The sequence below is a fragment of the Methylobacterium mesophilicum genome (assembly GCF_022179445.1).
GTDB classification, from domain to species: Bacteria; Pseudomonadota; Alphaproteobacteria; order Rhizobiales; family Beijerinckiaceae; genus Methylobacterium; species Methylobacterium mesophilicum.
In genome coordinates this window covers 25,790-48,753 of sequence record NZ_BPQU01000036.1, presented here as the reverse complement: position 1 = coordinate 48,753, position 22,964 = coordinate 25,790, and the positions used below count along the sequence as shown (strand labels likewise).

Sequence of the window (22,964 nt, the reverse complement as noted above, 5' to 3'; positions counted from 1 at the left end):
CAGGACCACGCCGCAAAGGGCGCCTTCACGGTCAGGTTCTGAACAGCCCGGGGCGCGGCGGGGATCACGCGTGAGCACGGCAGCTCGATATGCGGCGGTACAGCCCAGTCTTGAGGGATCGCGAGGCCGCTCCCGTATCGACTGTCGTGCCCTCGCGGCGGCGGACCGTTCGCCGCGCGCGGGAATCCTCCGTCGCGGCTCGGCACGCTCCCCTCACTCCACACGGCCGCCCCGCCCGCCGAGGCGGCCGGGCAAGCCGGTCAGGCGGTCCTTCATGGCCAGCACCTTCTGCACCTTGGCGCCGAGGGTGAGGAGTTGCACCAGGCGCTCGGTGTCGAGGCGGCGGACGTCGGCGTACCAGCCGGCGAAGAGCTCGAAGAGGTCGTGCATCTCCCGGAGCCGGCCTTGCGCGTGGCGCTCGACCTCGGATTCGGCCTCCTGCATCAGAAGCTCGCGCAGCAGGGTCAGGGTGGGGTCGATCTCGCGCTTCTTGCGCTCCTCCACCAGGGTGCGGACGATCTGCCAGATGTCCTCCGGGGTGGCGAAATAGTCCCGCCGGTCGCCGGGCACGTGCTGCAGCCGCACCAGGTTCCAGGCCTGCAGCTCCTTGAGCCCCATGCTGACGTTGGAGCGGGAGACGCCCAGCCGCTCGACCATCTCGTCGGCGTTGAGCGGGCGCTCGGCCACGAACAGCAGGGCGTAGATCTGCCCCACGGTCCGGTTGATGCCCCAGCGAGACCCCATCTCGCCGAAATGCAGCACGAAGGTCTGGACCAGGGGAGGCAGGTGCACGGCGGCGATCCGTCGGACGGTGAGCCCCCAAAGCGGGCGGGGGTTCGAGGCGGGGGTTCGGAGCGCGCGCCGCCGACGTGGAGACCGGTTCGACGGAGGCGAGCGCGTTCGATCGAGGCGTGAGCGCCGGCTTATCAGCTCTTGAGCCAGAACCGCAGGAGCGTCGCCACGGCGCCGAGGCCGAGGATGCTCCCGGCCCAGAGGCCCACGAACCAGGCGAGGCGCTTCCACAGGGGCGGCGGGGGCGCGGGCGTCATCAGTGATACCCGTGCGCGTCGACCTTGCCGCGGAACACCCAGTAGGAATACGCGGTGTAGATCAGGATGATCGGGATCAGGACCGAGGCCCCGACCAGCATGAACATCTGGCTCGAGGCGGGGGCGGCGGCCTGCCAGATCGTGATCCGGCCCGGCACCACGTCGGGGAAGATGCTGATGCCCAGCCCCAGGAACGACAGGGCGAACAGGCCGAGCGCGATCAGGAACGGGGCCCGCTCGCCGCCGCCCCGCAGGGTCCGCCACAGGGCGACGGCGGCCAGCGCCACGAGCAGCGGCACCTGCGCGGTGACGAGCACGTTCGGCATCGCCAGCCAGCGCGCGAAGTAGCGCCCCTGCAGGAACGGCGTCGCGGCGCTGACCAGCGCGATCGCCGCCACGGTGGCGATGGTCAGGCGCAGGGCCAGGCGGCGGGCCTGGAGCTGGAGCAGCCCCTCCGTGCGCATCACCAGCCAGGTCGCCCCGAGGAGCGCGTACGCGATCACGAGGCTCGCGCCGACCAGCAGGCTGAACGGCGTCAGCCAGTCCCACCAGCCGCCGGCATAGGCCCGGCCCTCGACCGCGATGCCCTGCAGCAGCGCGCCGAGCGCGATCCCCTGGGCGAACGCCGCCACCAGCGAGCCGCCCGTGAAGGCGACGTCCCAGGCCGCCCGGTGGCCGGGATCGCGCCAGCGGAACTCGAAGGCGACGCCCCGGAAGATCAGCCCGAGCAGCATCGCGATGATCGGCGCGTAGAGCGCCGGCAGGATCACCGCGTAGGCCAACGGGAAGGCTGCGAACAGCCCGCCGCCGCCCAACACCAGCCAGGTCTCGTTGCCGTCCCAGACCGGGGCGACCGAGTTCATCGCGGTGTCGCGCTCCGGCCCCGGCCGCAGGGCCGGGAACAGGATGCCGATGCCGAGATCGAAGCCGTCCATGACGATGTAGGCGAAGACCGCGAAGGCGATCACGAACGCCCAGATCACGGTGAGATCGACGCTGTAGACCATGGCTGCCTCACTCGGCCGGCTGGAGGTGGCGGTCGGGATCGACCGACGGGGCGGGGGTGATGCCGGCGGTGCGGATCGGCGCGCCGGGCTCGATCCCGGACTCGCCGGCATGGGGCGCCTGGGCCATCAGGCGCAGGATGTACAGAACCCCCATGGCGAAGACGGAAAAATAGATCACCACGAAGACGGTGAGCGAGGCGGCCACCGCCGGGCCGTGGAGCGGCGAGGCGGATTGCGCGGTCCGCAGCAGGCCGTAGACCGTGTAGGGCTGGCGCCCGACCTCGGTGGTGATCCAGCCGGCCAGCACCGCCACGAAGCCGGCCGGGCCCATGGCGAGGGCGAAGCGGTGCAGCGGGCGCCACCGGTAGAGCGCCCCGCGCCAGCGCGCGAGCAGGCTCAGGGCCCCGAGCAGCAGCATCAGCATGCCGAGCCCGACCATGATGCGGAACGACCAGAACACGATCGGCACCGGCGGCCAGTCCGTCCGAGGCAGGCTGTCGAGGCCGGCGAGCGGCGCGTCCAGGCTGTGCTTGAGCACCAGCGAGGACAGCTTCGGGATCTCCACCGCGTAGCGGACCGTGCCCGCCTCCTGGTCGGGCAGGCCGAACAGCACCAGCGGCGCCCCGTCCGGATGGCTCTGGAAGTGGCCCTCCATGGCCATGACCTTGGCGGGCTGGTGCTCCAGGGTGTTGAGCCCGTGGGCGTCGCCGGCGAGGATCTGGGCCGGCGCCACCAGGGCGGCCATCCACATCGCCATCGAGAACATCGTCCGGGCCGCCGGGTTCGCCCGGTCGCGCAGCAGGTGCCAGGCGCCCACCGCGCCGACCACGAGCGCGGTCGTCAGGTAGGCCGCCAGCACCATGTGGACGAGCCGGTACGGGAAGGACGGGTTGAACACGATCGCCCACCAGTCCAGCGGCACGAACTGGCCCTCGGCGTTGGTGCCGTACCCCGCCGGCGTCTGCATCCACGAGTTCACCGACAGGATCCAGAACGCCGAGAAGAAGGTCCCGAACGCCACCATCAGGGTCGCGGCGAAGTGGAGCCGCGGCCCGACCTTGCGCATGCCGAACAGCATCACCCCGAGGAAGCCCGCCTCCAGGAAGAAGGCCGACAGCACCTCGTAGGCCATCATCGGGCCCAGCACCGGGCCGGTCTTGTCGGAGAAGACCGACCAGTTGGTGCCGAACTGGTAGGACATCACCAGGCCGGAGACGACGCCCATGGCGAACGCGATGGCGAAGATCTTCAGCCAGTACTTGAACAGGTCCATGAAGACCTGCCGGCCGGTGGCGAGCCACAGGCCCTCCAGCACGGCCAGGAAGCTCGCCAGCCCGATCGAGAAGGCCGGGAACACGATGTGGAACGCCACCGTGAAGCCGAACTGGATGCGGGCGAGGATCAGGGGATCGAGGGTGTCGAGCACGACGGGTCTCCCGGCTCGGGATCTGCGACTCGGCTTATAGCATTTTCAGAAATTTCTGAAATGTCGATAATGACAGGACAGCCATCGCGGCGACGCCGGCCCTGGACGCGCGCGGCCGGACGCGGCAGGCTCGGGGCGATTCCCCAAAACGGCCGGGCGCTTGCAAGTTGGGTACCCACCCGCGCGCCGCGCCCTGCGCCGCTCCCCGGACACCACGAGACCCGTCGCCCCATGCTCGAACCCGTTGCCGCCGCCGCCCTCGACACGCCCGTCGACCTGTCCGCCGCGCTCTCGGAGCGCATCCGCGGCATCGGCACGAGCCAGATCGGCCTGGTGGCGGATCGCGGCCGGGACGACCCGGACGTGGTCAAGCTCTGGATCGGCGAGGGCGACCTGCCGACGCCGCCCTTCATCGTCGAGGCGGCGCACCGGGCGATGCAGGCCGGGCACACCCGCTACACCACGTCGCTGGGCCTTCCGGCCCTGCGGGCGGCGCTCGGCGCCTACCACGCCCGGCACTGGGGCGTGAACGTCCCGGCCGACCGCTTCGCCGTCACGGCCGGCGGCATGAACGCGATCATGCAGGCCGCGCAGGCGCTGCTGGAGCCGGGCGACGAGATCATCATCCCGTCCCCCGCCTGGCCGAACCTCGCCGAGGCGGTCCGCATCACCGGCGGCGTGCCGGTGACGGTGCCCTACCGGATCCAGCCGGACGGGCGCTTCACGCTGCCGCTCGCCGACATCGTGGCGGCGCTGACGCCGCGCACCCGGGTGATCATGGTCAACTCGCCCTCGAACCCGACGGGCTGGACCATGCCGCTCTCGGAGATGACGGCCCTGCGCGACCTCGCCCGCGCGCGCGGCCTGTGGATCCTGTCGGACGAGGTCTACGCGCACTTCACCTACGGCAACCAGATCGCGCCGTCCTTCCTGCAGATCTGCACGGAGGACGACCGCCTGATCGTCACCAACACCTTCTCGAAGAACTGGGCGATGACCGGCTGGCGCGCCGGCTGGGTGATCTTCCCCCGGGGCCTGGCGCCGACCTTCGCCAAGCTCGGCCAGTACAGCACCACCTCGATCCCGACCTTCATCCAGCACGCCTGCGTCGCGGCGCTCGAGGAGGGCGACGGCTTCATCCGCACCATGGTCGACCGCTGCGCCGAGGCTCGGACGATCCTGGTGGAAGGCCTCGCGCGCCTGCCCGGCGTGACGGTGGCGCCGCCGGAGGGCGCCTTCTACCTCATGCCCCGGATCGCCGGCGACGAGCCGAGCCTCGACCTGGCGTTCCGCCTGCTGCGCGACGCCAAGGTCGGCGTCGCCCCGGGCACCGCCTTCGGCCCCGCGGGCGAGGGCCTGGTCCGCATCTGCTTCGCCATCAGCCCGGACCTGGCGCGGGAGGCGGTGCGGCGGTTGTCGGGGGTGTTGGGGCGGGGTTCGGCCGGTCGGGCGAACTGATCCGGAGGGCGGCGTTTCAGCTCCGGCGTAAGCGTGGGGATCCCCTCGCCTCGCTCGTCGGATGAAGCGCGGGTCCCCTCTCCCGTGCGGGAGAGGGACAGGGTGAGGGATGCGCCGTATCCGGACAGACCTGGCCCCTCACCCCAACCCTCTCCCGCACGGGAGAGGGAGTCCGTCGCGTCTTACTGACGCCGATGTGCGCCTCACAGCGAGGGAGGACCGAGCGTCCGTCGGACCGCCGCCCGCCCCCAGCAAATAACCCTCACCGCCCCCAGCGCAGCACCAGCGCATCGTTGCGCCGGGCCAATTCGATCAGCGCCGCGCGGGTATCCGGGTGGAGCGGCTGGAGCGGCAGGCGGGCGGTCTCGTGGGCGATGATGCCGCCCTCGGCCATCAGCGCCTTGCAGGCCAGGAGCCCGCATTGCCGGTTCTCGTGGTTGATCAGCGGCAGCCAGCGCGCGTAGGCGTCGAGCGCCTCGCTCCGGCGGCCGGCCGCGTAGGCGTCGGTGATCTGGCGGATGCCGTCCGGATAGGCGCCGCCGGTCATCGCCCCGGTGGCGCCGGCATCGAGGTCGGCCATCAGGGTGATCGCCTCCTCGCCGTCCCAGGGGCCGACCACCGCGTCGCCGCCCTGCGCGATCAGCTCGCGTAGCTTGCCGGCGGCTCCGGGGGTCTCGATCTTGAAGTAGGAGACGTGCTCGATCTCCCGGGCCATGCGGGCCAGGAACGCGGCCGAGAGCGGCGTGCCGGCCACCGGGGCGTCCTGGATCATGATCGGGATCGAGATCGCGTCCGAGACGCCGCGGAAGAAGTCGTAGACGCCGATGTCCGGCACCCGGATCGTGGCGCCGTGATAGGGCGGCATGACCATCACCATGGCGGCGCCGGCTTCTTGCGCCCGGCGGGAGCGCTCGGCGCAGACCTGGGTGGCGAAGTGCGTGGTCGTCACGATCACCGGCACCCGGCCGGCGACGTGGTCGAGCACCGCGTCCATCACGGTCTCGCGCTCGGCGTCGGTGAGGACGAACTGCTCGGAGAAGTTGGCCAGGATGCAGAGGCCGTGGCTGCCGGCGTCGATCATGAAGTCGATCGCCCGGCGCTGCCCGTCGAGATCGAGGGCGCCCGCGGCGTCGAACACCGTGGGGGCGACCGGGAAGACGCCCCGGTAGGGCTGGGCAGGCGAGCTCATGCGCGATCCTCCGCCGGGGCGCCCCCCGACTCACAACGATAGACCATTCCGCGCCGCCACCGGGACGAGAGGCCAGCCCCGGATCGGCACCACGCCGGCACTGTGCCGAAGGATCATCCGAGATCAACACCCGTCCCGGCGCCGGCTCGACAAAAGCCGCGCTGTGTTTGCGATCCGCCCGGGCCGGCCGCGCAAGCCTTGGGCGGCAGGGACAACCCGGTCCGGCCGCCGGAAATCTTATTCCCTATCCACAACAGAGGCGTTTGATCATCACCCGGTCATGCCGGAACCGCACAGCGGGGTCCGGGAACCGGAAACATCAGTCGATCAAGGTCTTGCGCCGTCGAGGCCCGGTGTTCCCGACGATCCGGCCGTCCGGGGCGGGGCGCGCCTCCGAAGACGCAAACACCTGGACCGGTGCGGCCAGCCGGAAGACTCTGCTTTCGGGCGACGGCGCCGCCCCGACACGGCGTAGGCGCCGTGCGCCCCGCTTGGTATAGGACACGCGGCCCGGCCCGGTCGGCGACGACGCGGCGACGAGCCACCCCGGACCTCCGATCCGCGCGTCGCGACAGAGTCGTCCTGGACGATCTTGCCGGACGGGCGAGCGGGATCGGGGTCCGTGATTTCAACGCTTTCGCCCTGGAGTTCGTCGTGATGCGTCTTGTCCCCGCCTCCGTCGCGGCCGTCTTCGCCGCGGCCGCCCTGCTCCTCGGCGTCTCCGCGCGGGCCGACGACCTCGACGCGATCCGGGCCGCCAAGACCCTGCGGATCGGCACCGAGGGGACCTACGCGCCGTTCTCCTTCCACGACGCCTCCGGGGCGCTGGTCGGCTTCGACGTGGAGATCGGCCGCAAGGTGGCGGAAAAACTCGGCGTCGCGCCGCAATTCCTCGAAGGCAAGTGGGACGGCCTGATCGCCGGGCTCGACGCCAAGCGCTACGACGTGGTGATCAACCAGGTCGGCATCACCAAGGAGCGCCAGGCGAAGTTCGACTTCTCCGAGCCCTATATCCGCTCCCGGGCGGTGCTGATCACCCGGGCCGACACCGGCACGATCAAGGGGTTCGCCGACCTCAAGGGCAAGAAGTCCGCCCAGAGCCTGAGCAGCAACTTCGCGCGGCTCGCCACCGAATCCGGGGCCGAGCTGGTCGGCACCGACGGGTTCGACCAGTCGATCCAGCTTGTCATCACCGGCCGCGCCGACGCGACCCTCAACGACAACCTGTCCTTCCTCGACTTCCACAAGCAGAAGCCGAACGCCCCCGTGAAGATCGTGGCCCAGAAGGACGACGCCGACGCGTCCGGCATCCTCCTGCGCAAGAACAACCCCGACCTGAAGGCCGCCCTCGACAAGGCGCTGACCGAGATCAAGGCCGACGGCAGCTACGCGGCGATCGCGCAGAAATATTTCGGGGCGGACGTTTCGCAGTAGATGCGCGCCCTCCTCTTCTGAGGGCGACGACGTGCCCATATCGGTCCGCGCAGATCGCGACATTCCCCCTCTCCCGAGCGGGAGAGGGTCGGGGTGAGGGACCAGGGTCTTCCGGAGAGGTCGCATCCCTCACCCTGTCCCTCTCCCGCACGGGAGAGGGGACCCACCCCACATCCGGATTCCCTTAACTTCTGCTGGTCGCAGCGGGGCGCGCGCGTGTCACGCCTGGACAGGGCGTCATTCCGAGGCGTGGATGGTCCGCAACGCGGTGCGTGAAGCAGCCCGACCCCGATAGAGCCGGCAAAATCCCGCGCGATCCGCGGCGCAAACCCGTATAGACCGTCGCCCGATCCCGTAGGAAACACCGTCCCGTGCCGCACTGGCTCGACCTCATGCTCCAGTCGCTCGGGCCGCTGCTCGAAGCCTGTCTCCGCTTCACCGTGCCGCTGACCCTCATCGCCTTCGGGCTCGGGCTGAGCCTCGGCCTGGCGGTGGCGCTCGCGCGCCTGTTCGGCCCGCGCCCGGTGGCGGCGCTCGCCTGGACCTATGTCTGGATCTTCCGGGGCACGCCGCTCCTCGTGCAGCTGTTCGTGATCTTCTACGGCCTGCCCAGCGCCGGCATCCTGATCGACGCGTTTCCGGCCGCGGTGATCGGCTTCACGCTCAACGTCGGCGCCTACGCGTCCGAGATCGTGCGCGCCGCCATCGCGTCGATCCCGAAGGGCCAGTGGGAGGCCGCCTACGCCACCGGCATGACCCCCGCCCAGGCCCTGCGCCGCACGATCCTGCCCCAGGCGGGGCGGGTGGCGGTGCCGTCCCTGTCCAACAGCTTCATCGCGCTCGTGAAGGACACCTCGCTCGCCGCCGCGATCACCGTGCCGGAGATGTTCCAGGCGGCCCAGCGCATCGTGGCGGTAACCTACGAGCCGCTGATCCTCTACGCCGAGGCGGCCTTGATCTACCTCGTGCTGTGCTCGGGCCTGTCCTGGCTGCAGGGCGGGCTGGAGCGGCGCCTCGGGCGCTACGGCGGCTACCTGGAGGCGCGCGCGTGATCGCCCTCCAGGCCATCGAGAAGCGGTTCGGCGACACCCCGATCCTGCGCGGCATCGACCTGACGGTGCCGGAGGGGAAGGTCACCGCGCTGATCGGCCCGTCGGGCTCGGGCAAGTCGACCCTGCTGCGCTGCGTGAACCTGCTCGAGATCCCGCAGGCCGGCACGCTGGTGCTCGGCGACCGGCGCCTCACCTTCCGGGCCGGCACGGCGCCGGCCCGGCGGGACCTGCTGGCGGTCCGGCGCCAGACCGGCATGGTGTTCCAGAACTTCCAGCTGTTTCCCCACCGCACGGTGATCGAGAACATTACCGAGGGGCTGATCACGGTCGGCAAATGGCCCCGGGCCGCGGCCCGGGTCCGGGCGCTGGAATTGCTGGCGCGGGTCGGCCTCGCCCACAAGGCCGAGGCGTGGCCGGCGAGCCTGTCGGGCGGCCAGCAGCAGCGGGTGGCGATCGCCCGGGCGCTCGCCCCCTCCCCGCGCCTGCTGCTGTGCGACGAGCCGACCTCCGCGCTCGATCCCGAACTCGCCGCCGAGGTGGTGGACGTGCTGGCCGGGCTGGCCCGCGAGGGCATGACCATGCTGATGGCGACCCACGACCTGCGCCTCGCCCGGCGGGTCGCCGACGCGGTGGCGTTCCTCGACGGCGGCACGCTGGTCGAGCAGGGACCGCCGGCCGAGCTGTTCGCCCGGCCCGCCGACCCGCGCACCCGCCGCTTCGTCCAGACCCTGCTCGGCGAGGCCGGCGCCTGAGGCTCAGCCGGACAGGCAGCGCAGGCTCAAGAGGTCGTCGAGGGTGAGCGCGGTGCCGAAGACCAGGGGCCGCCAGGCCGGCATCGTCGCCAGGACCAGGGCGGCCCCGAGGACGGCCCAGGGAACCAGGGTCGGCAGGGCCAGGGTCGTCAGAGCACTTCGCCGAAACCTCACGCCGCCCCCTCCCGGCGCCCCGCCCGCACCAGCAGCCCGCCGGCGACCAGCATGGCGACGCCCCAGAGCAGGAACCCGACATCCCAGAAGATCCACTGGTCCCGGGGCATCGTCTCGTTGACGTGGTGGACGCCGAGGATCTGGTGGTCGATCACGCCCTCGACCGTGTTGAACAGGCCCCAGCCGACAAGGAGCGATCCGGCCAGCAGCTTGTTCGACCAGGACAGGTGCCCGCGATGCGCGGCGCGCCACAGGATGAACAGCCCGAGCACCACGAACACGTAGGTGGCGCTGTGGAAGATCCCGTCCCAGCGGGTGTTGAGCTCGAGGTTGGGGATCGAATCGATCGGGTACCAGCTGCTCACCATGTGGTGCCATTGCAGGATCTGGTGCAGCACGATCCCGTCGAAGAACCCGCCGAGCCCCAGCCCGAACAGGATCCCGGCGCCGAGCGGGAAGGCGCGGGTTTCGGGTGCGGCCGCCGTCATGACGCGACCGACGAGCGGGAGGCGGTCCCGGGCGTGTCTTCATCCACCGCGGACACCAGCCGGAAATAGAGTCCCAGCCCCGCCAGAAACACCGCCAGCCCGAGCCAGGTCGCCGTGGACGCAAAACCCGGCCCGGCGATGGCGAGCGCTCCGCTGTGCCCGGCCATGAGGTCGGCGCCGGCCAGCAGCACGCCGACGACGCTCTCCCCGACCAAAAACCCCGAGGCCAGGAGCACGCCCCGGCGGCGGGCGGCGGCGAGCACCCCGTCCCGCCGGTCGCCCCGGACCCGGCGGCGCAGGCGGCGCTCGGCGAGCCAGCCCAGGATGCCGCCGACGGCGATCGTCACCTCGACGGAGAGCGGCAGGTACATGCCGATCCCCACGGTGAGCGCCGGGAAGGTGAGGCCGCGGCGCTTCAGCCACGCCTCGGCCGCCACCAGCACGATGCCGAGCCCGGCGCCGATCAGCACCATGGTCCAGGGCAGCGCGCCGTGCGTGATCCCCTTGGCGATCTGGGTCATCAGGGCGGCCTGGGGCGCCGCCAGGGCGCTCGCCGGGTCGAGCCCCTCGCGGGACGGCGCGCCGACGAAGCCGTAGGCCTGGTAGAGCAGCGACAGGAGCGGCGCGATCACCAGGGCGCCGACCCCGACGCCGATGATCAGCGCGACCTGCTGGTGCCAGGGGGTGGCGCCCACCACCTGCCCGGTCTTGAGGTCCTGCAGGTTGTCGTTGGCGATCGACGCGGTGGTGACGATGACGGCGGTGAGCAGCAGCGCCATGCCGGTGACGAACCGGTCGCCCTCGGGGCCGGCGGCGTGGCCCAGCAGCACCGGCAGCAGCAGCGCGGTCGCCATGGTGGTGAGGATCCCGATCCCGGAGATCGGGCTCGACGAGGAGCCGAGCAGGCCCGCGAGGTAGCCGCAGGCGGCGGCCATCAGGAAGCCGAACAGCACCATGAACAGCGTCGCCGCCACCGCGAAGACGATCAGCGTGCCGCCGAGCCTGGCCGGGCGGGCGAAGTCGGCAAACAGCAGCGCCAGCGGCACGCACAGGGCCAGCGCCCCGCCCGCGACCCAGGTGATCGGCAGGTCGCGCTCCGCGCGCGGGTGGTCCGCGCCGAGGCCGCCGCCGGCCGACGACAGGGCCGTGCGGATGCTGGCCGCGATCGGGCGGGCGAGCGAGGCCACCGTCCACAGGCCGCCCACCGCGATGATCCCGGCCCCCATCAGGCGCACCTGCTCGGACCAGACCGCCTCGGCGGCCTGCCCGGCGGTCTTGCCCGGATCGGGCGCGAGCGCGGTGAGGATCGGGACCGCGATGCCCCAGGCGATCAGCACGCCGGTCAGCAGCGCCAGGCACGCCCCGATGCCCACGAGGTAGCCGACGCCGACCAGCGCCAGGGAGAACCCGGTCCCGGTGCGGAAGGCGGCGCCCCCGAGGCTGATCGCGCCGGAGAGCCCCTCGCCCAGGAGCTTCAGCCCCGTGGTGGCGAGCCCGACGATTCCGGCCGCCCCGGCGGCGGCGAGCAGGTCGCGCAGGCCGTGGCCGCCCTCCTCCTCGTGGCCGGTCTTGAGGACCTCGGCGGCGGCGATGCCCTCCGGGTAGGGCAGGTCGCTGCCCGAGACCAGCGCCCGCCGCAACGGGATCGAGAACGCCACGCCGAGCAGGCCGCCCAGGGCGCAGACCGCCGTGGTCTGCCAGAACGGGAAGCCGTGCCAGTGCCCGATCAGCACCAGGCCCGGCAGGACCAGGATGACGTTGCACAGGGTGCCGGCCGCCGAGGCCTGGGTCTGGACGATGTTGTTCTCGAGGATGCCGGCGCCGCCCATCAGCCGGAACGCGCCCATCGACAGCATCGCGGCCGGGATCGAGGACGAGAACGTCATCCCGGTCTTCAACCCCATGTAGAGGTTAGCCGCCATGAAGACGACCGTGATGACGGTCCCGAGCGCGATGCCGCGCAGGGTCAGCTCCGCCGGATGCGCCTGCGGGGTCGAGGTTCTCGGCGCGGTCGGGCCTTTCGGCGCGGTCTCGGGCGCCATTCTAGGACTGGTGGCGTCCATCCTGCCCCCATGCTGTCGTCCCGCAAACCACCGCAGTCCCGAAAGCTATCCCGCCTGCGGCGTTGCGACGGGTCGGGGGCGGCAGCTGAGCCCGTCGCGCAGGCGCGAGGCCGCGCCACGGCCCGGGCCGGCGGGAGCACGTCAGATCACCGGCCCGGGGGCGGCTTCGCGGAAACGGCCCGGTACGCGCTGGGGCTCAGGCCGTAGCGCGCCTTGAAGCGGCGGGCGAAGTGGGCCTGGTTGGTGAAGCCGCTGCCATACGCGAGGTTGCCGATGGCGATGTGGGCGCAGCCCGGATCCGCAAGGCGGTCGGCCGCGGCGTCCAGCCGGCGCTGCCAGATCCAATCGGAGATGTGCTGGCCGCGCTCCTGGAACAGCTCCTGCAGCCGGCGCAGGGAAACCCCGACGGCGGCCGCGAGCCGGGGCGGATCGAGGGTCGTGTCGCCCAGGTTGGCCTCGACATGGGCCTTGGCGCGCTGGACCACGACGCTGCCGTGGAGCGGTCGCGGCACCGCCCTGGCCAGGCGCTCGGCGAGGCTCGCCACGATCAGGTCGATGCCGACGCCGGCCATGCGTTCGGCCGTGACGGCGTCGAGGTCCGCGTGGACCCGGACGAGATCGCTGAAGAACGCCTTCACCAGCACGCCGGTGCCGTCGTCGCCCCCGAACGTCAGGGCGGTGAAGTGCCGGGTCGGCCCCAGCATGTGCGTCAGGGGCGCGACCGGGATCTCGAGCACGAGGGACTGGTCGCCGGCCCCCGAGACGTGCACGTTCGGGCGGTCGGCCAGCAGCACGATCTCGCCGGCTCCCTGGATGGCCTCCCGGCCGTCCTGGACGTTGATCGAGCGGCCTTCGAGCTGGATCAGCGCGAAGACCGCCCCGGTCCGCTCCCGCCGACGCAGGGTCTGCGGCGTGATCTCCGACCGCACGTTGCTTTCGCGAATGCGGGTGATCCGCAAGCTACCGACATCGGCCGCCTGTATCAGTCCTTCGAAAGGTCGATCACAGGTTTGACTCAGCTCAATCGGCCCCATGCGGTCGAAGATGACTTCACGCCACAGCTTGAACCGCGCGCCCTCTTTGATTTCACGTGTTGAAAGGACTGTCTGCACGCACCCTCGGCCGAAATGCTCGAAACCTGAGATTTTCAGCCGTCATCGCAGGATCGCTCGATTTATAAACTATCGTATGTTTGTTTTTCTTCTTCCGATGGCCGTCCGTAACCGTCTTGCAAATCGGTCACAAGCGCTGGCACCCCGACGAGCAATCGGGTCACGGTTCCGTGTTCCGTCCCCACGCGTCGACGGCTTGCGCCCGCGACCATACCTGAACGATCGCAAGGCGCCCCGCCGCGACCCCCAGGACGAATACTTACATCCCTAGGTTAATTTCGCGTCGTGTTTGAAAACCCTGGTTGTGTACGGTACCGGACTTTTCGGTCGCGACACCGAAGAAGGGCCGCCGTGGATTCCATGCAGACACTGTTCTCGACGGAAGGATTGCATCCGCGCGACAGTTTCCGGCTCTGGCAAGACGCCTTGATCGGTTTCGGTGCGAAGGTCGATCATACCCGCCTCGACGATGGCCCCTTCGCGGCCAAGCTCGAGGTCGCCCGGGTCGGGTCCCTCGACCTGACGCGGGTGACCCAGGGTGCCGTCCGCAACGAGACGACCAGCGACCTGATGCGGCGTCAGGATCGCGACGCCGGGGTCGCCGTGATCTTCAACCTCGCGGGCACCTCGAGCACCCTTCAGGATGGCCGGGATGCCGTGGTGGGCGCCGGCGACCTGGTCCTCCTCGATCAACGGCCGGCCGTCCACACGTCGAGTGCGGGGAGCCGATCCCTGCTCCTGGAAGTCCCCCGGGAGCGCCTGGCCAGCGCCCTCGGATCGACGCAGCTCTACACGGCCCTGACGGTCGGGGCGGAGCTGGCGTCCACGTCGCTGGCGTTGACCTTCGTCCAGGAACTGATCCGCGTGGGGCCCCAGCTCACGCCCGATGCGGCGTCCCGCATGGGATCGGTCGCCGTGGACCTCGTGGTGGCGAGCATCGCGGAGCGCCTGGCGCGCGAGGTCCCGCGGCCGCTGCACGGCACCGTCGTGGTCCAGCGCGCCAAGGCCTATGTCGAAGCCCATCTCGGCGACACGACCCTCGACCCGCCGCAGCTCGCGGCCGCGGTCGGCGTCTCGCTGCGCCGGCTGCAGGAGCTGTTCCACGAGCGCGGCCAGCACATCTCGGACTGGATCTGGCAGCGCCGGCTGGAGGCCGCGACCAGACGGCTGGCCGATCCGGGCTGCGCGCATCTCCCGATCGGCACCCTGGCGTTCGGCTGCGGCTTCGCCAGCCAGGCCCATTTCTCCCGCCGCTTCAAGGAGCGCCACGGCATGGCGCCCAGCGCCTATCGCCACGGGGCCCTCCTGGGTGCCCCGGCGGGTTCCAACGAGGCGTGAAGCCCCCCGGATCGATGGCGGCCGGTCACGCGTTTGTATGAGGGCGTTGATTCGACGCGCTCGCTGACGCCGAACCGGTATCCACTTCGGCGGCGCGGTCAAACGGCTTACAGCCCGGGAGGATCGTCGTGGGACTCACTGCTTTCGTTTTCTTCGTCGTGCCCTGGATGCTGGTGGGGGCCTGGCTGTTCCGCTCGGCCAACGCCGTGCGGATGGGCGTGCCGGCCTCGCCCTGGCGCCCGCTGACGGATTTCCCGCCGCCGCCGCGCGACCAGCGCAGCATGGTCGAGACCGACACCGTGCCGAAGGGCGCGGCCACCGACACCGCCGACGACAAGCACCGGCCGTTCCAGACCGCGTGAGCGTGTGCGCCTGAGGGCGAGGGTCTTTTACGCGGCGGGCCTCCGGTCCGGGGCCGCTCCGATCCGCCCCGTGGCTGGGCTCGACGGGGCTTCGCCCGAGGGGCCGACGGATTCCCATGTCGCAACCCGATCGTCCGCGGCTGGACGACACGCCGGCTCGGCACAGACACGGGCCCTCTCCTCATTGGCGGGATGGACGCGACGGCCGGACCCAGGTGCGGCTCCCTCCCCCCCCGCGCGCTACCGGATTCACGGATCGGGCTGGGCAACGCGGTCGCAGGATCCGGCGCCGGTCCCCTCTCCCGTGCGGGAGAGGGAGAGGGTGAGGGGTGCGACCTGTCCGGAGAGACCTGCCCCCTCGCCCCAACCCTCTCCCGCACGGGAGAGGGGGCGCGTCGCGGCTTTCGCAAGCCGACGTGTGAATCCGGTAGCCCGCAGAGGGGGGCGAGACGCGCCCGGCCCCGGCCGTTGCGCGCCTCCGACAGCGCCGTGTGAGCACCATACCCCACGCCGGACGACGCGCCCGGCCTCGACGGGCGTTCACCCGCCGGCATGCTCCAGCAGGTGCAGGTTGAAGCGCCCGTCCTCCGCCTGCCACAGGCCGCGCGGCTGCCAGCCGCTCCGGCGGGCCAGCGCCTGGAACGCCGCCGACGTGTACTTGTGGGAGGTGTCGGTGCGGATGCGCTCGCCCGCGGCGAAGGCGATCGCCCGCCCGCCGAGGTGATAGGTCGCCGGACGGAGCGCCTCGAGATGCGCCTCGACCCGCAGCGGATCGGGGCACAGCGTGATCCCGTGCCGGAAGTTGTGCAGGTCGAAGTCGGCCCCGAGCTCGCGGTTGAGCCGGACCAGGATGTTCCGGTGGAACGCCGCCATCAGCCCGTCCGCGCCGGCATAGGCCCGCTGGAGGCGCTCGGGCTCGACCGTGGCGTCGGCGCCGACCAGGAACAGGCTGGGCCCCAGGGTCGTGCGCGCCCGCTCCAGGAACAGGCCGGCCTCCGGGGGCGCGAAGTTGCCGATGCTGGTGCCCGGGTAGAAGCCCAGGATGCCGCCCGGCCCCGCCGCCACGGGGAGCGGCACCGGCTTGGCGTAGTCGGCGCAGACCGGCACCATGGCGATGTCGGGGTAATCCGCGGCCAGGCGCCGGATCGCGCCCTCCAGGTACTCGCCGGAGATGTCGATCGCCACGTAGGCGGCCGGCCGGGTCAGGGCGTCGAGCAGGGTGCGGATCTTGCGGCTGGCGCCGCTGCCGAACTCCACCACGGTCACGCCCGGCGCGACCGTGCCCGCCAGCTCGGCCGCGACCCGGGGCAGCAACGCCATCTCCTGGCGGGTCGGGTAGTAATCGGGGCTGTGGCAGATCCGATCGAACAGGTCCGAGCCGGTCTCGTCCCAGAGATACTTGCCCGGCAGGGTCTTCGCATCGGCCGTGAGGCCGGCCAGGACATCGTTCAGGAACTCGTCGTTCAGGACCTCATCGCGCCCGCCGTCGGCCTCGCTCATGGCCGGGTCCCTGGCCGGTTCACCGTGAGCACCACCAAAGCGAGGCGCTCGACGGCGGCGTATTCCGGTTTGGCCAGCTCCTCGCCGTACGCGTCCGGATCGAACTCGCGGTAGGTCCAGTCCAGGCCGGCGCGGCCGCAGGCCTCGGCCACCGCGTCCCGGAACGGGTCCGCCCCCGCGACGATCGCCGCCCCGGTGAACAGCACCAGGCTGCCCCCGGGCGCCAACCGCGCGATCGCCTGCTCGACCACCGCCAGCGGCAGGCCGGCCCCGAGCGGACCGCCGCCGTGCCGGTAGGCCCGGGCCGCCGGATCGATCATGAAGGGCGGGTTCGAGACGATCAGGTCGAACGTCCCCTCGACGTCGCGCAGCATGTCGCCGTGCCGGACGTCGACGCCGTCGGTCCCGGCCAGCCGGGCGTTGACCCGGGCCGCCCGCAGCGCGGCGGGGTTGATGTCCACCAGCACCACCTCGGCCCCGGGCGACCGCTTGGCGATGCAGATCCCGGCAGCCCCGGAACCGCAGCCGAGATCGACCGCCCGGCGCACCGGACTCGGCCGCGCCTCCAGATGGGCCACCACCGCCGCGACGAAGCGCATCGTGTCCGGCCCGAAGAACACCGCATCGGTGGCGGTCGGCGGATAGGAAGAATGCGCGAGCAATTCGCCGTCGAGGCTGGAGAACCGGACGGTCGGGCGCAACAGCGCGCCGTCCTCGACCACGGCCCCGGCGTCCCGAAGCCGGCTCAAGACCTCTCCGGGCAGAATCTCGGCCCGGAACGGCCGGCTCCAGCCGATCACGTCGCGCAGGTTGCGCGCTTCGGCGTTGCACGACCGTGCGTTGACGATTGCATGGGTGGCGGGGGTCACCGTCGTAAAGGTGTAGCCGCTGTCGCGCAGGGTGCGGCCCAGGGCCAGCAGGGCGTCCTGGTTTTCGGGAAACGCCGCGGATCGCGTCATCGGCCGGACCCCGCCTGTCGACGACGCGAAGTCTGGCGGGACTCGGGCGGGCGGTGGCCCCAGACTTCGTCGGCCCTTCGCATCGTCCGGCGGTGCGCGCGGGCCGGGACCGCGAAGGGACCGGCCCCGCCGGGCGCGCGGTGCCGGGCCGGGACGGCGATCGGGCGACGGATATCCGGGATGGAAAGCTGCATCGGCACGTCGGGTCGGGTCGCCGCAGGACGGCAGGGGCGGACGCCCCGCGGCCTGGATCGGCACCGGTCGCATCCGGATGAATACCCCGGCAACCGGCGTCATCCGGCGTTGTTCCCGGATTTATCCCAGGACATCTCGGCAATAACCTATGTTATTCTTTGGTTATTGAGTCACCAATACTTGATGTCTCTGGTCGATCATGGCGAGCGGCCCCTGCGGCTGTTTCGCCACCCTCGCAGGGTCGTGATCATCGGGCGATTTCTCGTTAACCATCTGATTACCATGCGAATCTAGCGCATTCGGCGGAAACGGCGCATCCGCGCCGGCTGAGCGCGACCGATGATTGCCGCCGACACCGTATTCGCCTGGTATGACCTTGCCGGGACCCATCTCGACATCTTCGGATCCCTGGGCCTGACCCTGGGATTCCTTGCCGGCCTGATGCCGCGCCGTCCATGGATGCTTGCCGGATCGGCGGCCTGCGCCGCCTGCTTCGGCGCCCACTACCTGACGCTCGGCGCGCTCACCGGCGCCGCGATGTGCGCCATCGCGGTGGTGCAGAGCCTGGTCTCCCTGACCTGCCTCGGCGCACCGAGCCGGACCGGCTGGGTCCACCCCCTGTTCGCCGCCACCACCCTGCTGGCGGCCTGGCTGACGATCACCACCTGGAACGGGACGCCCTCCGCCTGCGCGGCGGTCGGCACCCTGCTGGCGACGGCCGCGCGCCTGCAAGCCGCGCCCCAGACGATGCGCCTGCTGTTCCTGGGCGCGTCCCTGTGCTGGGCCGGCCACAACCTCCTCGTCGGCTCCGTGTTCGGGCTGACCTGCGATCTCCTGACCCTCCTGGGCCTCGGCATCGCCCTGTGGCGCGCCCTCCCGGCCCGGCCCATCGCGGCGCCCACCTATCTCCAGGCCTGACCTGAGATATCGGGCTGCGGCGATCCATCCGGGAAACCCGATGCGCCGCGGCGGTTGCCTCCCTTTCCGGCCGCACAGCCGGAGGCAGCCGAGAGAACCGGGCCTTGCCTGAAGCAACCTATCCACCCCTCGACGTGCTCAAGCCGGTCGCCGAGGGCGTCTGGATCGTCGACAGCGGGCCCTTGCGGGTCCTGGGACTCCCGCTGCCGGTGCGGATGACGGTGGTCCGGCTCGGCGACGGCAGCCTGTGGCTGCACTCGCCGACCCGCTACGACGCGGCGCTGCATCGGGCGATCGAGGCAGTGGGGCCGATCCGCCACCTCGTCGCACCGAACATCGCGCACTGGACCTTCCTGAAGGACTGGCAGAACCAGTGTCCGGAGGCGCTGACCTGGGCGGCGCCCAACTTGCGCCAGCGCGGACAGGTCCGCCGCTCCGGCCTGCGGATCGACCGCGTGCTGGGGGACGCGGCGCCGCCCGAATGGCAGGCGGACCTGCGCCAGCAGGTGGTGCCGGGCGGCCTCGGCTTCCGCGAGGTCGCCTTTTTCCACGGGCGCAGCCGGACGCTGGTGCTCACCGACCTCGTTCTGAACCTGGAACCGGCGAAGATGCCGGCGGTCCTGCGCCCGCTGCTGCGGCTGGCCGGCATGACCGCACCGGAGGGGAAGCCGCCGCCCTATCTGCGCCTCGTGATCAAGTTGCGCCGGCGCGACGCGGCCCGGGCCGCGGCGGATCTCGTGGCCCTCAAGCCCGAAGCGGTCGTCTTCGCGCACGGGCTCTGGTTCGCTCAGGACGGCACCGCACGCCTGCGCCGCTCGCTGCTCTGGCTCGGTGATTTCGGCTGACCGCGGAGCGGTCGGCCTGCCGTCTCGGCCTCAGGGCTCCGCGGGCGTATCGGTATCCCCGGAGCTGTCCAGCGACTTGGCCAACTCCATCAGCACCTCCTCCACCATGGGCGGCCAGGGCACCCTCTCCTCATCGAGCAGCCGCGCCGCGCCGACCAGGGCGTTAACCTGCTCCTCGAAGATCGGCCGCTGAACCAGCTGGGCGTATCGCACCCGGGCAGCCAGGGCGGTCGCGAGGCGCTGGACCTCTGCGATCCGTGCATTCGACGCGCCGGCACCATCCCGGTTGCCCATCCCTCACCTCTTTCGGATCCTCGTAGGGCCCAGATAGGCCCCAGGATGGGGGTCTCGGCAATCCCGGCGATAGCTGCATCGGCGATCCGAACGACCATGAGCCGGGTCTTCACAAAGCTCACGCCCTGCCCCGGGCCGAGGTAGCTCGGCATGCCGGGACACCGTGTCCTCCGGCCCATGCGAAGATCGCCAGGGCGACCGCGGCAACCAGGATATCGCCATTGCGATCGATAGCCCATACGGGCGGCGACGCGACACGATGGTTGCGAGGAACCGGGTCAGGCTTTCCGGTAAAAGGCCGTGACCAGCGGGAACCCTGTCGCCGCTCCGCCTCGATCAAGCCGCGCCGATCCGCGTGGAAGCCTCAGGCCGAGCGGCTCGCATCCTCGATGCGGCGTGGTGCGGCGCTGGCGAGGACCTTCCGCTTGCCGGACCTGTGGCGCACGAAATCGTCGAGGGGCTTGCACGCCGGCAGGCCGGATGCCGGAGTCGCCACCGCGTCGAGGCATGGGGCAGCCGCTTCCGCGTCGGTCGGATCCGCCGGCAGGTCGATCCGCTGGCCGACCAGATAGGCTTCCAGGTCGATGAGGCGGTGACGCAACCGCCAGATATCGTTCTCTACGCCGTTCAACTGGACGAGGAGGTCGGAGACGGTCCCCTCACGGGCCGCGATGGCGGAGAGGACAGTCGCCCGCTCGTTCAGCAACACAGCCTTGACGGTCGGGTTCATGGTGAGCCCCTGGATCGTGACCGTGGCAGTGACGGGTAATCTTGTGAGGTCGGCAACCCTCAATAGGACTTACCCGATACGCCGGATGGCGAAGTCCTGAGGGGGGCCACGCACGACCTCGAGGCAGACGCTCCGAACGGTTGAAGTCGGGCGCCTGAGACGCGAAATGGCGGAACTTTCGCCCGACAAGTGCGTCAGTTCCACGCAGAAGAAAGCGCAGGGAGGTTGTCATGCGCGCGCCTTTGAAGATCGCGACCGTCGTCGTTCTTGCCCTCGGCATTCAGCCAGGCTGGGCACAATCCATCAGCCAGACGGGGACGGGTGGCGGCCCGGCCACCGCCGCCAAGGCCCCGCACACGGCGGCCACCGGGCAGACGGTTCCCAACCCAAGTGCGCTCGGTCCCAGCGAGACGGGCAGCATCGAGCGGAGGGGCCCGGGCGAACAGCGCAACGATGCGATCACCCGCGGCATCTGCATCGGCTGCACGCGCTGACAGCCTTCGGTCACGTGCTCTCGAAACGCATCGTCGCGTAGATCGGCCGCGGGCAGGTGGCCGATCTGGCGCGGCTAGCTTTCTGCGCGCAGGCTCTTGATGATGCGGCTGGCGATCTTGCGCACGGCCTCGTCGTCGCGCGCCTCACCTTCTGTGCGATCCCACAGGTGCGACAGGCTCGCGTCCAGCTCGTCCAGCAGTTCCGGGTGGCGCTGTGCGAGGAAGCGGATCGTGCCGAACAGAAGGTGCTCGGTGGCCATCTCGTGTCGCCGGGCGTCGGCAACTTGGTCCAGTGATGCGGCTGTCGGATCGGTCATGGCGGTCCAACGGTCCAGGCGAAGGCCGGTTCGGTCACGTCTGCACGGTGCGACCCTGCGGCACGCATCCCGAACGCGGCCTCCGCGAAAGCCCGGCCTGAGCCTGAATAGCGCAGTCAGGAACCGCTCTGAGCAGGGCATCGTTTCACGGCTTTACAGGGAGGACGACGATGGTCGACGCTGCGCAGATCCAGGAACACGCCGAGGTCGTCGGCTCGGACGGGGCCCATGTCGGCACCGTCGACCACATCGACAAAGGCGAGATCAAACTGACCAAGCGCGATGCGGCAGCGGGTGGCCTCCACCACTACATCCCGCTCGACTTCGTTCGGGCCGTCGAGGGCGGCAAGGTCCATCTCGATCGGCCGGCCGATGAGGTGAAGCGCGAGTGGTCGACCTCCTGACCGGCACGCATCGGCCCGGGCTCAACGCCGAAGACCGCCGATCCAGGCGGTGAGTGGTTCCACGAAGGCCGCCCAGGTCCGGGCCCAGACGGTCCCGGCCCGGCCATCCTGCGCAGGCCCTGCTGCCATGAGCGACGCCACGAACGCGTCCTCCTGCACCTTGCATTCGTCGAGGGCGTTGCGCTCGTCCCCGGCCCGGCTCTGACCGGGCGGCTGATGGGCGTAGGATTCCCGCAGGCAGCGATGCCACGCCCGTTCGAGCACACGCGGATCGGGCGCCCCCGCCATGGCGGCCGACCCCGCGTCGATCAGGACAAGCATCGCGAGGAGGCTGAGCACGGGCGGGCGCATGACGCCTCTATGCCTGATTCGATGGCTTGGCGCCTAGAACGAACAAGCAACACCACGCCATCAGATGCCACCCACTCGGATGAGGCGCCAAGCCTCCGACGCCGCGCGTACCGTCCGCTGGACTTGCAGTATCGGCTTTCCCGGTCGTGGCCGCCGAACTGCAACAGTTTCCGGCCCTGAGGCCCTGTAAGCCGGAGGCTCGGCAAAGGGTTACGGAATATGCGGCGCATGGTGGAGAAGCGGATCCTGGGCCTCGTGCGGGTCGCGGCCTGGATCCTGGTGGCGGCGATCGTTGCCATCACGCTAGTGCCGATCGGCCTCCGTCCGGTGGTGACGGCCAATCCCAGCTTCGAGCGGGCGGCCGCCTACGCGTTGGCCGGCCTTCTTCTGACCCTGGGCTACCCGCGGCGCTGGCCGTGGATCCTGCTCGGAGCCGTGCTGCTGGCCGGCGGGCTGGAAGCCGGGCAGGCCCTCACGGGTACGCGTCACGGCCGGTTTGACGACTTCCTCGTGAAGGCGGCAGCGGCGCTGGTGGGCGGCATTGTGGGCCTCGGGTTGGCATCCTGGGTGGACCGGCGCCTCCAGGCCCGCACCAGCGGGTGACAGGGAAACCGCCGAGTTTCGGGGGCGTTGTCGTTCCGGACTCTCATGCGAGGTGCTGCCATGTTCGGCGCAGGCAAGCTCACGGGGCGGTTCTGGTTTCGGAAAACGTGGACGGGCAAGCTGGTCCTGCTCGTCGAGGAAGAGAGGCCGCGCTGGCTCAGCCGCAAGAAGCTGACCAAGCAACGCTGGCGAGACGCACGGCTGCTTGATCTGGCCGAGGCGCCGATGCGTACGCTGATGACCCTGGAGCGGACCTACCGTGCCGAATACGGATCCGCCGCGACGTTCCCGGCCGCCGCGCCGTCGATCAAGCGCGGATCGAAACCAGCGCCGATTAGGCACGCGGCCAACGCCTGAGCGCTGCCGCGCAGAAGGGCGCGGGCCGAGCATGAAGGGCAGGGCTCGGCCCGCCTGTCGTTCGGCTTCGTACCCCTCGAAGCCGGAGCGACG

Annotated in this window: 28 protein-coding genes; 13 read left to right on the top strand and 15 right to left on the bottom strand. The window is 70.8% G+C overall.

What is annotated here, in order from left to right; genetic code table 11:
• Nucleotides 1–213: 213 nt before the first annotated feature.
• The 4 genes from MFF40_RS24445 to MFF40_RS24430 form a co-directional block, all read right to left on the bottom strand.
• Nucleotides 214–792 carry a GbsR/MarR family transcriptional regulator gene (locus MFF40_RS24445; protein ID WP_147899329.1) on the bottom strand — a complete coding sequence of 193 codons (579 nt, stop codon included), beginning with the start codon at nt 790–792 and terminating at the stop codon, nt 214–216.
• A 134-nt stretch (nt 793–926) separates the two neighbouring features.
• Nucleotides 927–1,049 (bottom strand): DUF2474 domain-containing protein, encoded by a 123-nt coding sequence (locus MFF40_RS24440; RefSeq protein WP_238262569.1) that lies wholly within the window; start codon nt 1,047–1,049, stop codon nt 927–929.
• On the bottom strand, nt 1,049–2,056 hold the full coding sequence (cydB, locus tag MFF40_RS24435; RefSeq protein ID WP_238262568.1) for a cytochrome d ubiquinol oxidase subunit II: 1,008 nt from the start codon (nt 2,054–2,056) through the stop codon (nt 1,049–1,051). Before cydB ends, MFF40_RS24440 begins: the two co-directional genes overlap by 1 nt.
• Nucleotides 2,057–2,063: 7 nt before the next feature.
• Nucleotides 2,064–3,482 (bottom strand): cytochrome ubiquinol oxidase subunit I, encoded by a 1,419-nt coding sequence (locus MFF40_RS24430; protein ID WP_238262567.1) that lies wholly within the window; start codon nt 3,480–3,482, stop codon nt 2,064–2,066.
• Nucleotides 3,483–3,713: 231 nt separating this feature from the next.
• Between MFF40_RS24430 and MFF40_RS24425 the strand changes: the two genes are divergently transcribed.
• Entirely contained in the window at nt 3,714–4,940 is a 1,227-nt protein-coding gene (locus MFF40_RS24425; RefSeq protein WP_238262566.1) for a pyridoxal phosphate-dependent aminotransferase, read from the top strand.
• A gap of 262 nt (nt 4,941–5,202) precedes the next feature.
• On the opposite strand, the gene MFF40_RS24420 is transcribed toward MFF40_RS24425, so the two are convergent.
• Nucleotides 5,203–6,129: a dihydrodipicolinate synthase family protein gene (locus MFF40_RS24420; protein WP_147899587.1), complete on the bottom strand. Its 927-nt coding sequence runs from the start codon at nt 6,127–6,129 to the stop codon at nt 5,203–5,205.
• Nucleotides 6,130–6,786: 657 nt separating this feature from the next.
• Between MFF40_RS24420 and MFF40_RS24415 the strand changes: the two genes are divergently transcribed.
• The 3 genes from MFF40_RS24415 (at nt 6,787) to MFF40_RS24405 (ending at nt 9,367) form a co-directional block, all read left to right on the top strand.
• A complete protein-coding gene (locus tag MFF40_RS24415) occupies nt 6,787–7,563 on the top strand; it encodes an amino acid ABC transporter substrate-binding protein (RefSeq protein ID WP_147899588.1) in 777 nt (258 codons plus the stop codon).
• Between the two features lie 371 nt (nt 7,564–7,934).
• Nucleotides 7,935–8,615, top strand: coding sequence for an amino acid ABC transporter permease (locus tag MFF40_RS24410; RefSeq protein WP_147856460.1), 681 nt, complete (start codon nt 7,935–7,937; stop codon nt 8,613–8,615).
• Nucleotides 8,612–9,367 (top strand): amino acid ABC transporter ATP-binding protein, encoded by a 756-nt coding sequence (locus MFF40_RS24405; RefSeq protein ID WP_238262565.1) that lies wholly within the window; start codon nt 8,612–8,614, stop codon nt 9,365–9,367. Before MFF40_RS24410 ends, MFF40_RS24405 begins: the two co-directional genes overlap by 4 nt.
• Before the next feature lie 3 nt (nt 9,368–9,370).
• Here the strand turns inward: MFF40_RS24405 and MFF40_RS24400 are convergent, their stop codons facing one another.
• The 4 genes from MFF40_RS24400 to MFF40_RS24385 form a co-directional block, all read right to left on the bottom strand.
• Nucleotides 9,371–9,541, bottom strand: a complete 171-nt coding sequence (locus MFF40_RS24400; RefSeq protein ID WP_238262572.1) for a hypothetical protein — start codon at nt 9,539–9,541, stop codon at nt 9,371–9,373.
• Entirely contained in the window at nt 9,538–10,029 is a 492-nt protein-coding gene (locus tag MFF40_RS24395) for a DUF2243 domain-containing protein (RefSeq protein ID WP_238262564.1), read from the bottom strand. Before MFF40_RS24395 ends, MFF40_RS24400 begins: the two co-directional genes overlap by 4 nt.
• Entirely contained in the window at nt 10,026–12,092 is a 2,067-nt protein-coding gene (locus MFF40_RS24390; protein ID WP_378996083.1) for an OPT family oligopeptide transporter, read from the bottom strand. Before MFF40_RS24390 ends, MFF40_RS24395 begins: the two co-directional genes overlap by 4 nt.
• Nucleotides 12,093–12,238: 146 nt before the next feature.
• Nucleotides 12,239–13,204, bottom strand: coding sequence for a helix-turn-helix domain-containing protein (locus MFF40_RS24385; RefSeq protein WP_238262562.1), 966 nt, complete (start codon nt 13,202–13,204; stop codon nt 12,239–12,241).
• Nucleotides 13,205–13,564: 360 nt separating this feature from the next.
• Between MFF40_RS24385 and MFF40_RS24380 the strand changes: the two genes are divergently transcribed.
• Both MFF40_RS24380 and MFF40_RS24375 read left to right on the top strand, forming a co-directional pair.
• Entirely contained in the window at nt 13,565–14,542 is a 978-nt protein-coding gene (locus tag MFF40_RS24380) for a helix-turn-helix domain-containing protein (RefSeq protein WP_238262571.1), read from the top strand.
• 128 nt (nt 14,543–14,670) lie between these two features.
• Entirely contained in the window at nt 14,671–14,904 is a 234-nt protein-coding gene (locus MFF40_RS24375) for a hypothetical protein (RefSeq protein WP_238262561.1), read from the top strand.
• 540 nt (nt 14,905–15,444) lie between these two features.
• Here the strand turns inward: MFF40_RS24375 and egtD are convergent.
• Both egtD and MFF40_RS24365 read right to left on the bottom strand, forming a co-directional pair.
• A complete protein-coding gene (gene egtD / locus MFF40_RS24370; protein WP_147855942.1) occupies nt 15,445–16,404 on the bottom strand; it encodes an L-histidine N(alpha)-methyltransferase in 960 nt (319 codons plus the stop codon).
• Nucleotides 16,401–17,363, bottom strand: a complete 963-nt coding sequence (locus MFF40_RS24365; RefSeq protein ID WP_238262560.1) for a methyltransferase — start codon at nt 17,361–17,363, stop codon at nt 16,401–16,403. Before MFF40_RS24365 ends, egtD begins: the two co-directional genes overlap by 4 nt.
• A gap of 180 nt (nt 17,364–17,543) precedes the next feature.
• On the opposite strand from MFF40_RS24365, the gene MFF40_RS24360 reads away from it, so the two are divergent.
• From MFF40_RS24360 to MFF40_RS24350, 3 genes are all read left to right on the top strand, one after another.
• Complete coding sequence (locus MFF40_RS24360) at nt 17,544–17,852, top strand: hypothetical protein (RefSeq protein WP_147853812.1); 309 nt, start codon at nt 17,544–17,546, stop codon at nt 17,850–17,852.
• A 45-nt stretch (nt 17,853–17,897) separates the two neighbouring features.
• On the top strand, nt 17,898–18,476 hold the full coding sequence (locus tag MFF40_RS24355) for a YgjV family protein (RefSeq protein WP_147853811.1): 579 nt from the start codon (nt 17,898–17,900) through the stop codon (nt 18,474–18,476).
• Nucleotides 18,477–18,580: 104 nt separating this feature from the next.
• A complete protein-coding gene (locus MFF40_RS24350) occupies nt 18,581–19,321 on the top strand; it encodes a DUF4336 domain-containing protein (RefSeq protein ID WP_147853810.1) in 741 nt (246 codons plus the stop codon).
• Nucleotides 19,322–19,351: 30 nt separating this feature from the next.
• Here the strand turns inward: MFF40_RS24350 and MFF40_RS24345 are convergent, their stop codons facing one another.
• Together MFF40_RS24345 and MFF40_RS24340 are read right to left on the bottom strand one after the other, a co-directional pair.
• On the bottom strand, nt 19,352–19,615 hold the full coding sequence (locus tag MFF40_RS24345; RefSeq protein ID WP_147853809.1) for a hypothetical protein: 264 nt from the start codon (nt 19,613–19,615) through the stop codon (nt 19,352–19,354).
• A gap of 364 nt (nt 19,616–19,979) precedes the next feature.
• The gene (locus MFF40_RS24340) at nt 19,980–20,345 is read right to left on the bottom strand and encodes a hypothetical protein (protein WP_147853808.1); all 366 of its coding nucleotides are present in this window, start codon (nt 20,343–20,345) and stop codon (nt 19,980–19,982) included.
• Nucleotides 20,346–20,575: 230 nt separating this feature from the next.
• On the opposite strand from MFF40_RS24340, the gene MFF40_RS24335 reads away from it, so the two are divergent.
• Complete coding sequence (locus tag MFF40_RS24335; protein WP_147853807.1) at nt 20,576–20,839, top strand: hypothetical protein; 264 nt, start codon at nt 20,576–20,578, stop codon at nt 20,837–20,839.
• Between the two features lie 74 nt (nt 20,840–20,913).
• Here the strand turns inward: MFF40_RS24335 and MFF40_RS24330 are convergent, their stop codons facing one another.
• Complete coding sequence (locus tag MFF40_RS24330; RefSeq protein WP_187277653.1) at nt 20,914–21,156, bottom strand: hypothetical protein; 243 nt, start codon at nt 21,154–21,156, stop codon at nt 20,914–20,916.
• A gap of 170 nt (nt 21,157–21,326) precedes the next feature.
• On the opposite strand from MFF40_RS24330, the gene MFF40_RS24325 reads away from it, so the two are divergent.
• Nucleotides 21,327–21,560, top strand: a complete 234-nt coding sequence (locus tag MFF40_RS24325) for a DUF2171 domain-containing protein (RefSeq protein WP_092037671.1) — start codon at nt 21,327–21,329, stop codon at nt 21,558–21,560.
• 21 nt (nt 21,561–21,581) lie between these two features.
• Here MFF40_RS24325 and MFF40_RS24320 read toward each other — a convergent pair whose 3' ends face one another.
• On the bottom strand, nt 21,582–21,911 hold the full coding sequence (locus tag MFF40_RS24320) for a hypothetical protein (protein WP_147853806.1): 330 nt from the start codon (nt 21,909–21,911) through the stop codon (nt 21,582–21,584).
• A 219-nt stretch (nt 21,912–22,130) separates the two neighbouring features.
• On the opposite strand from MFF40_RS24320, the gene MFF40_RS24315 reads away from it, so the two are divergent.
• Together MFF40_RS24315 and MFF40_RS24310 are read left to right on the top strand one after the other, a co-directional pair.
• On the top strand, nt 22,131–22,514 hold the full coding sequence (locus MFF40_RS24315; RefSeq protein WP_238262559.1) for a hypothetical protein: 384 nt from the start codon (nt 22,131–22,133) through the stop codon (nt 22,512–22,514).
• A gap of 60 nt (nt 22,515–22,574) precedes the next feature.
• Nucleotides 22,575–22,871, top strand: a complete 297-nt coding sequence (locus tag MFF40_RS24310; RefSeq protein WP_147853805.1) for a hypothetical protein — start codon at nt 22,575–22,577, stop codon at nt 22,869–22,871.
• Nucleotides 22,872–22,964 lie beyond the last annotated feature (93 nt).

Excerpts from the sequence above, each read along its gene's own strand:
- MFF40_RS24440 (WP_238262569.1), bottom strand. The coding sequence starts at position 1,049 with ATGACGCCCGCGCCCCCGCCGCCCCTGTGGAAGCGCCTCGCCTGGTTC.
- cydB (WP_238262568.1), bottom strand. The coding sequence starts at position 2,056 with ATGGTCTACAGCGTCGATCTCACCGTGATCTGGGCGTTCGTGATCGCC.
- MFF40_RS24425 (WP_238262566.1), top strand. The coding sequence starts at position 3,714 with ATGCTCGAACCCGTTGCCGCCGCCGCCCTCGACACGCCCGTCGACCTG.
- MFF40_RS24420 (WP_147899587.1), bottom strand. The coding sequence starts at position 6,129 with ATGAGCTCGCCTGCCCAGCCCTACCGGGGCGTCTTCCCGGTCGCCCCC.
- MFF40_RS24415 (WP_147899588.1), top strand. The coding sequence starts at position 6,787 with ATGCGTCTTGTCCCCGCCTCCGTCGCGGCCGTCTTCGCCGCGGCCGCC.
- MFF40_RS24395 (WP_238262564.1), bottom strand. The coding sequence starts at position 10,029 with ATGACGGCGGCCGCACCCGAAACCCGCGCCTTCCCGCTCGGCGCCGGG.
- MFF40_RS24390 (WP_378996083.1), bottom strand. The coding sequence starts at position 12,092 with ATGGACGCCACCAGTCCTAGAATGGCGCCCGAGACCGCGCCGAAAGGC.
- MFF40_RS24380 (WP_238262571.1), top strand. The coding sequence starts at position 13,565 with ATGCAGACACTGTTCTCGACGGAAGGATTGCATCCGCGCGACAGTTTC.
- egtD (WP_147855942.1), bottom strand. The coding sequence starts at position 16,404 with ATGAGCGAGGCCGACGGCGGGCGCGATGAGGTCCTGAACGACGAGTTC.
- MFF40_RS24365 (WP_238262560.1), bottom strand. The coding sequence starts at position 17,363 with ATGACGCGATCCGCGGCGTTTCCCGAAAACCAGGACGCCCTGCTGGCC.
- MFF40_RS24360 (WP_147853812.1), top strand. The coding sequence starts at position 17,544 with ATGGAAAGCTGCATCGGCACGTCGGGTCGGGTCGCCGCAGGACGGCAG.
- MFF40_RS24355 (WP_147853811.1), top strand. The coding sequence starts at position 17,898 with ATGATTGCCGCCGACACCGTATTCGCCTGGTATGACCTTGCCGGGACC.
- MFF40_RS24345 (WP_147853809.1), bottom strand. The coding sequence starts at position 19,615 with ATGGGCAACCGGGATGGTGCCGGCGCGTCGAATGCACGGATCGCAGAG.
- MFF40_RS24340 (WP_147853808.1), bottom strand. The coding sequence starts at position 20,345 with ATGAACCCGACCGTCAAGGCTGTGTTGCTGAACGAGCGGGCGACTGTC.
- MFF40_RS24335 (WP_147853807.1), top strand. The coding sequence starts at position 20,576 with ATGCGCGCGCCTTTGAAGATCGCGACCGTCGTCGTTCTTGCCCTCGGC.
- MFF40_RS24330 (WP_187277653.1), bottom strand. The coding sequence starts at position 21,156 with ATGACCGATCCGACAGCCGCATCACTGGACCAAGTTGCCGACGCCCGG.
- MFF40_RS24325 (WP_092037671.1), top strand. The coding sequence starts at position 21,327 with ATGGTCGACGCTGCGCAGATCCAGGAACACGCCGAGGTCGTCGGCTCG.
- MFF40_RS24320 (WP_147853806.1), bottom strand. The coding sequence starts at position 21,911 with ATGCGCCCGCCCGTGCTCAGCCTCCTCGCGATGCTTGTCCTGATCGAC.
- MFF40_RS24315 (WP_238262559.1), top strand. The coding sequence starts at position 22,131 with ATGCGGCGCATGGTGGAGAAGCGGATCCTGGGCCTCGTGCGGGTCGCG.
- MFF40_RS24310 (WP_147853805.1), top strand. The coding sequence starts at position 22,575 with ATGTTCGGCGCAGGCAAGCTCACGGGGCGGTTCTGGTTTCGGAAAACG.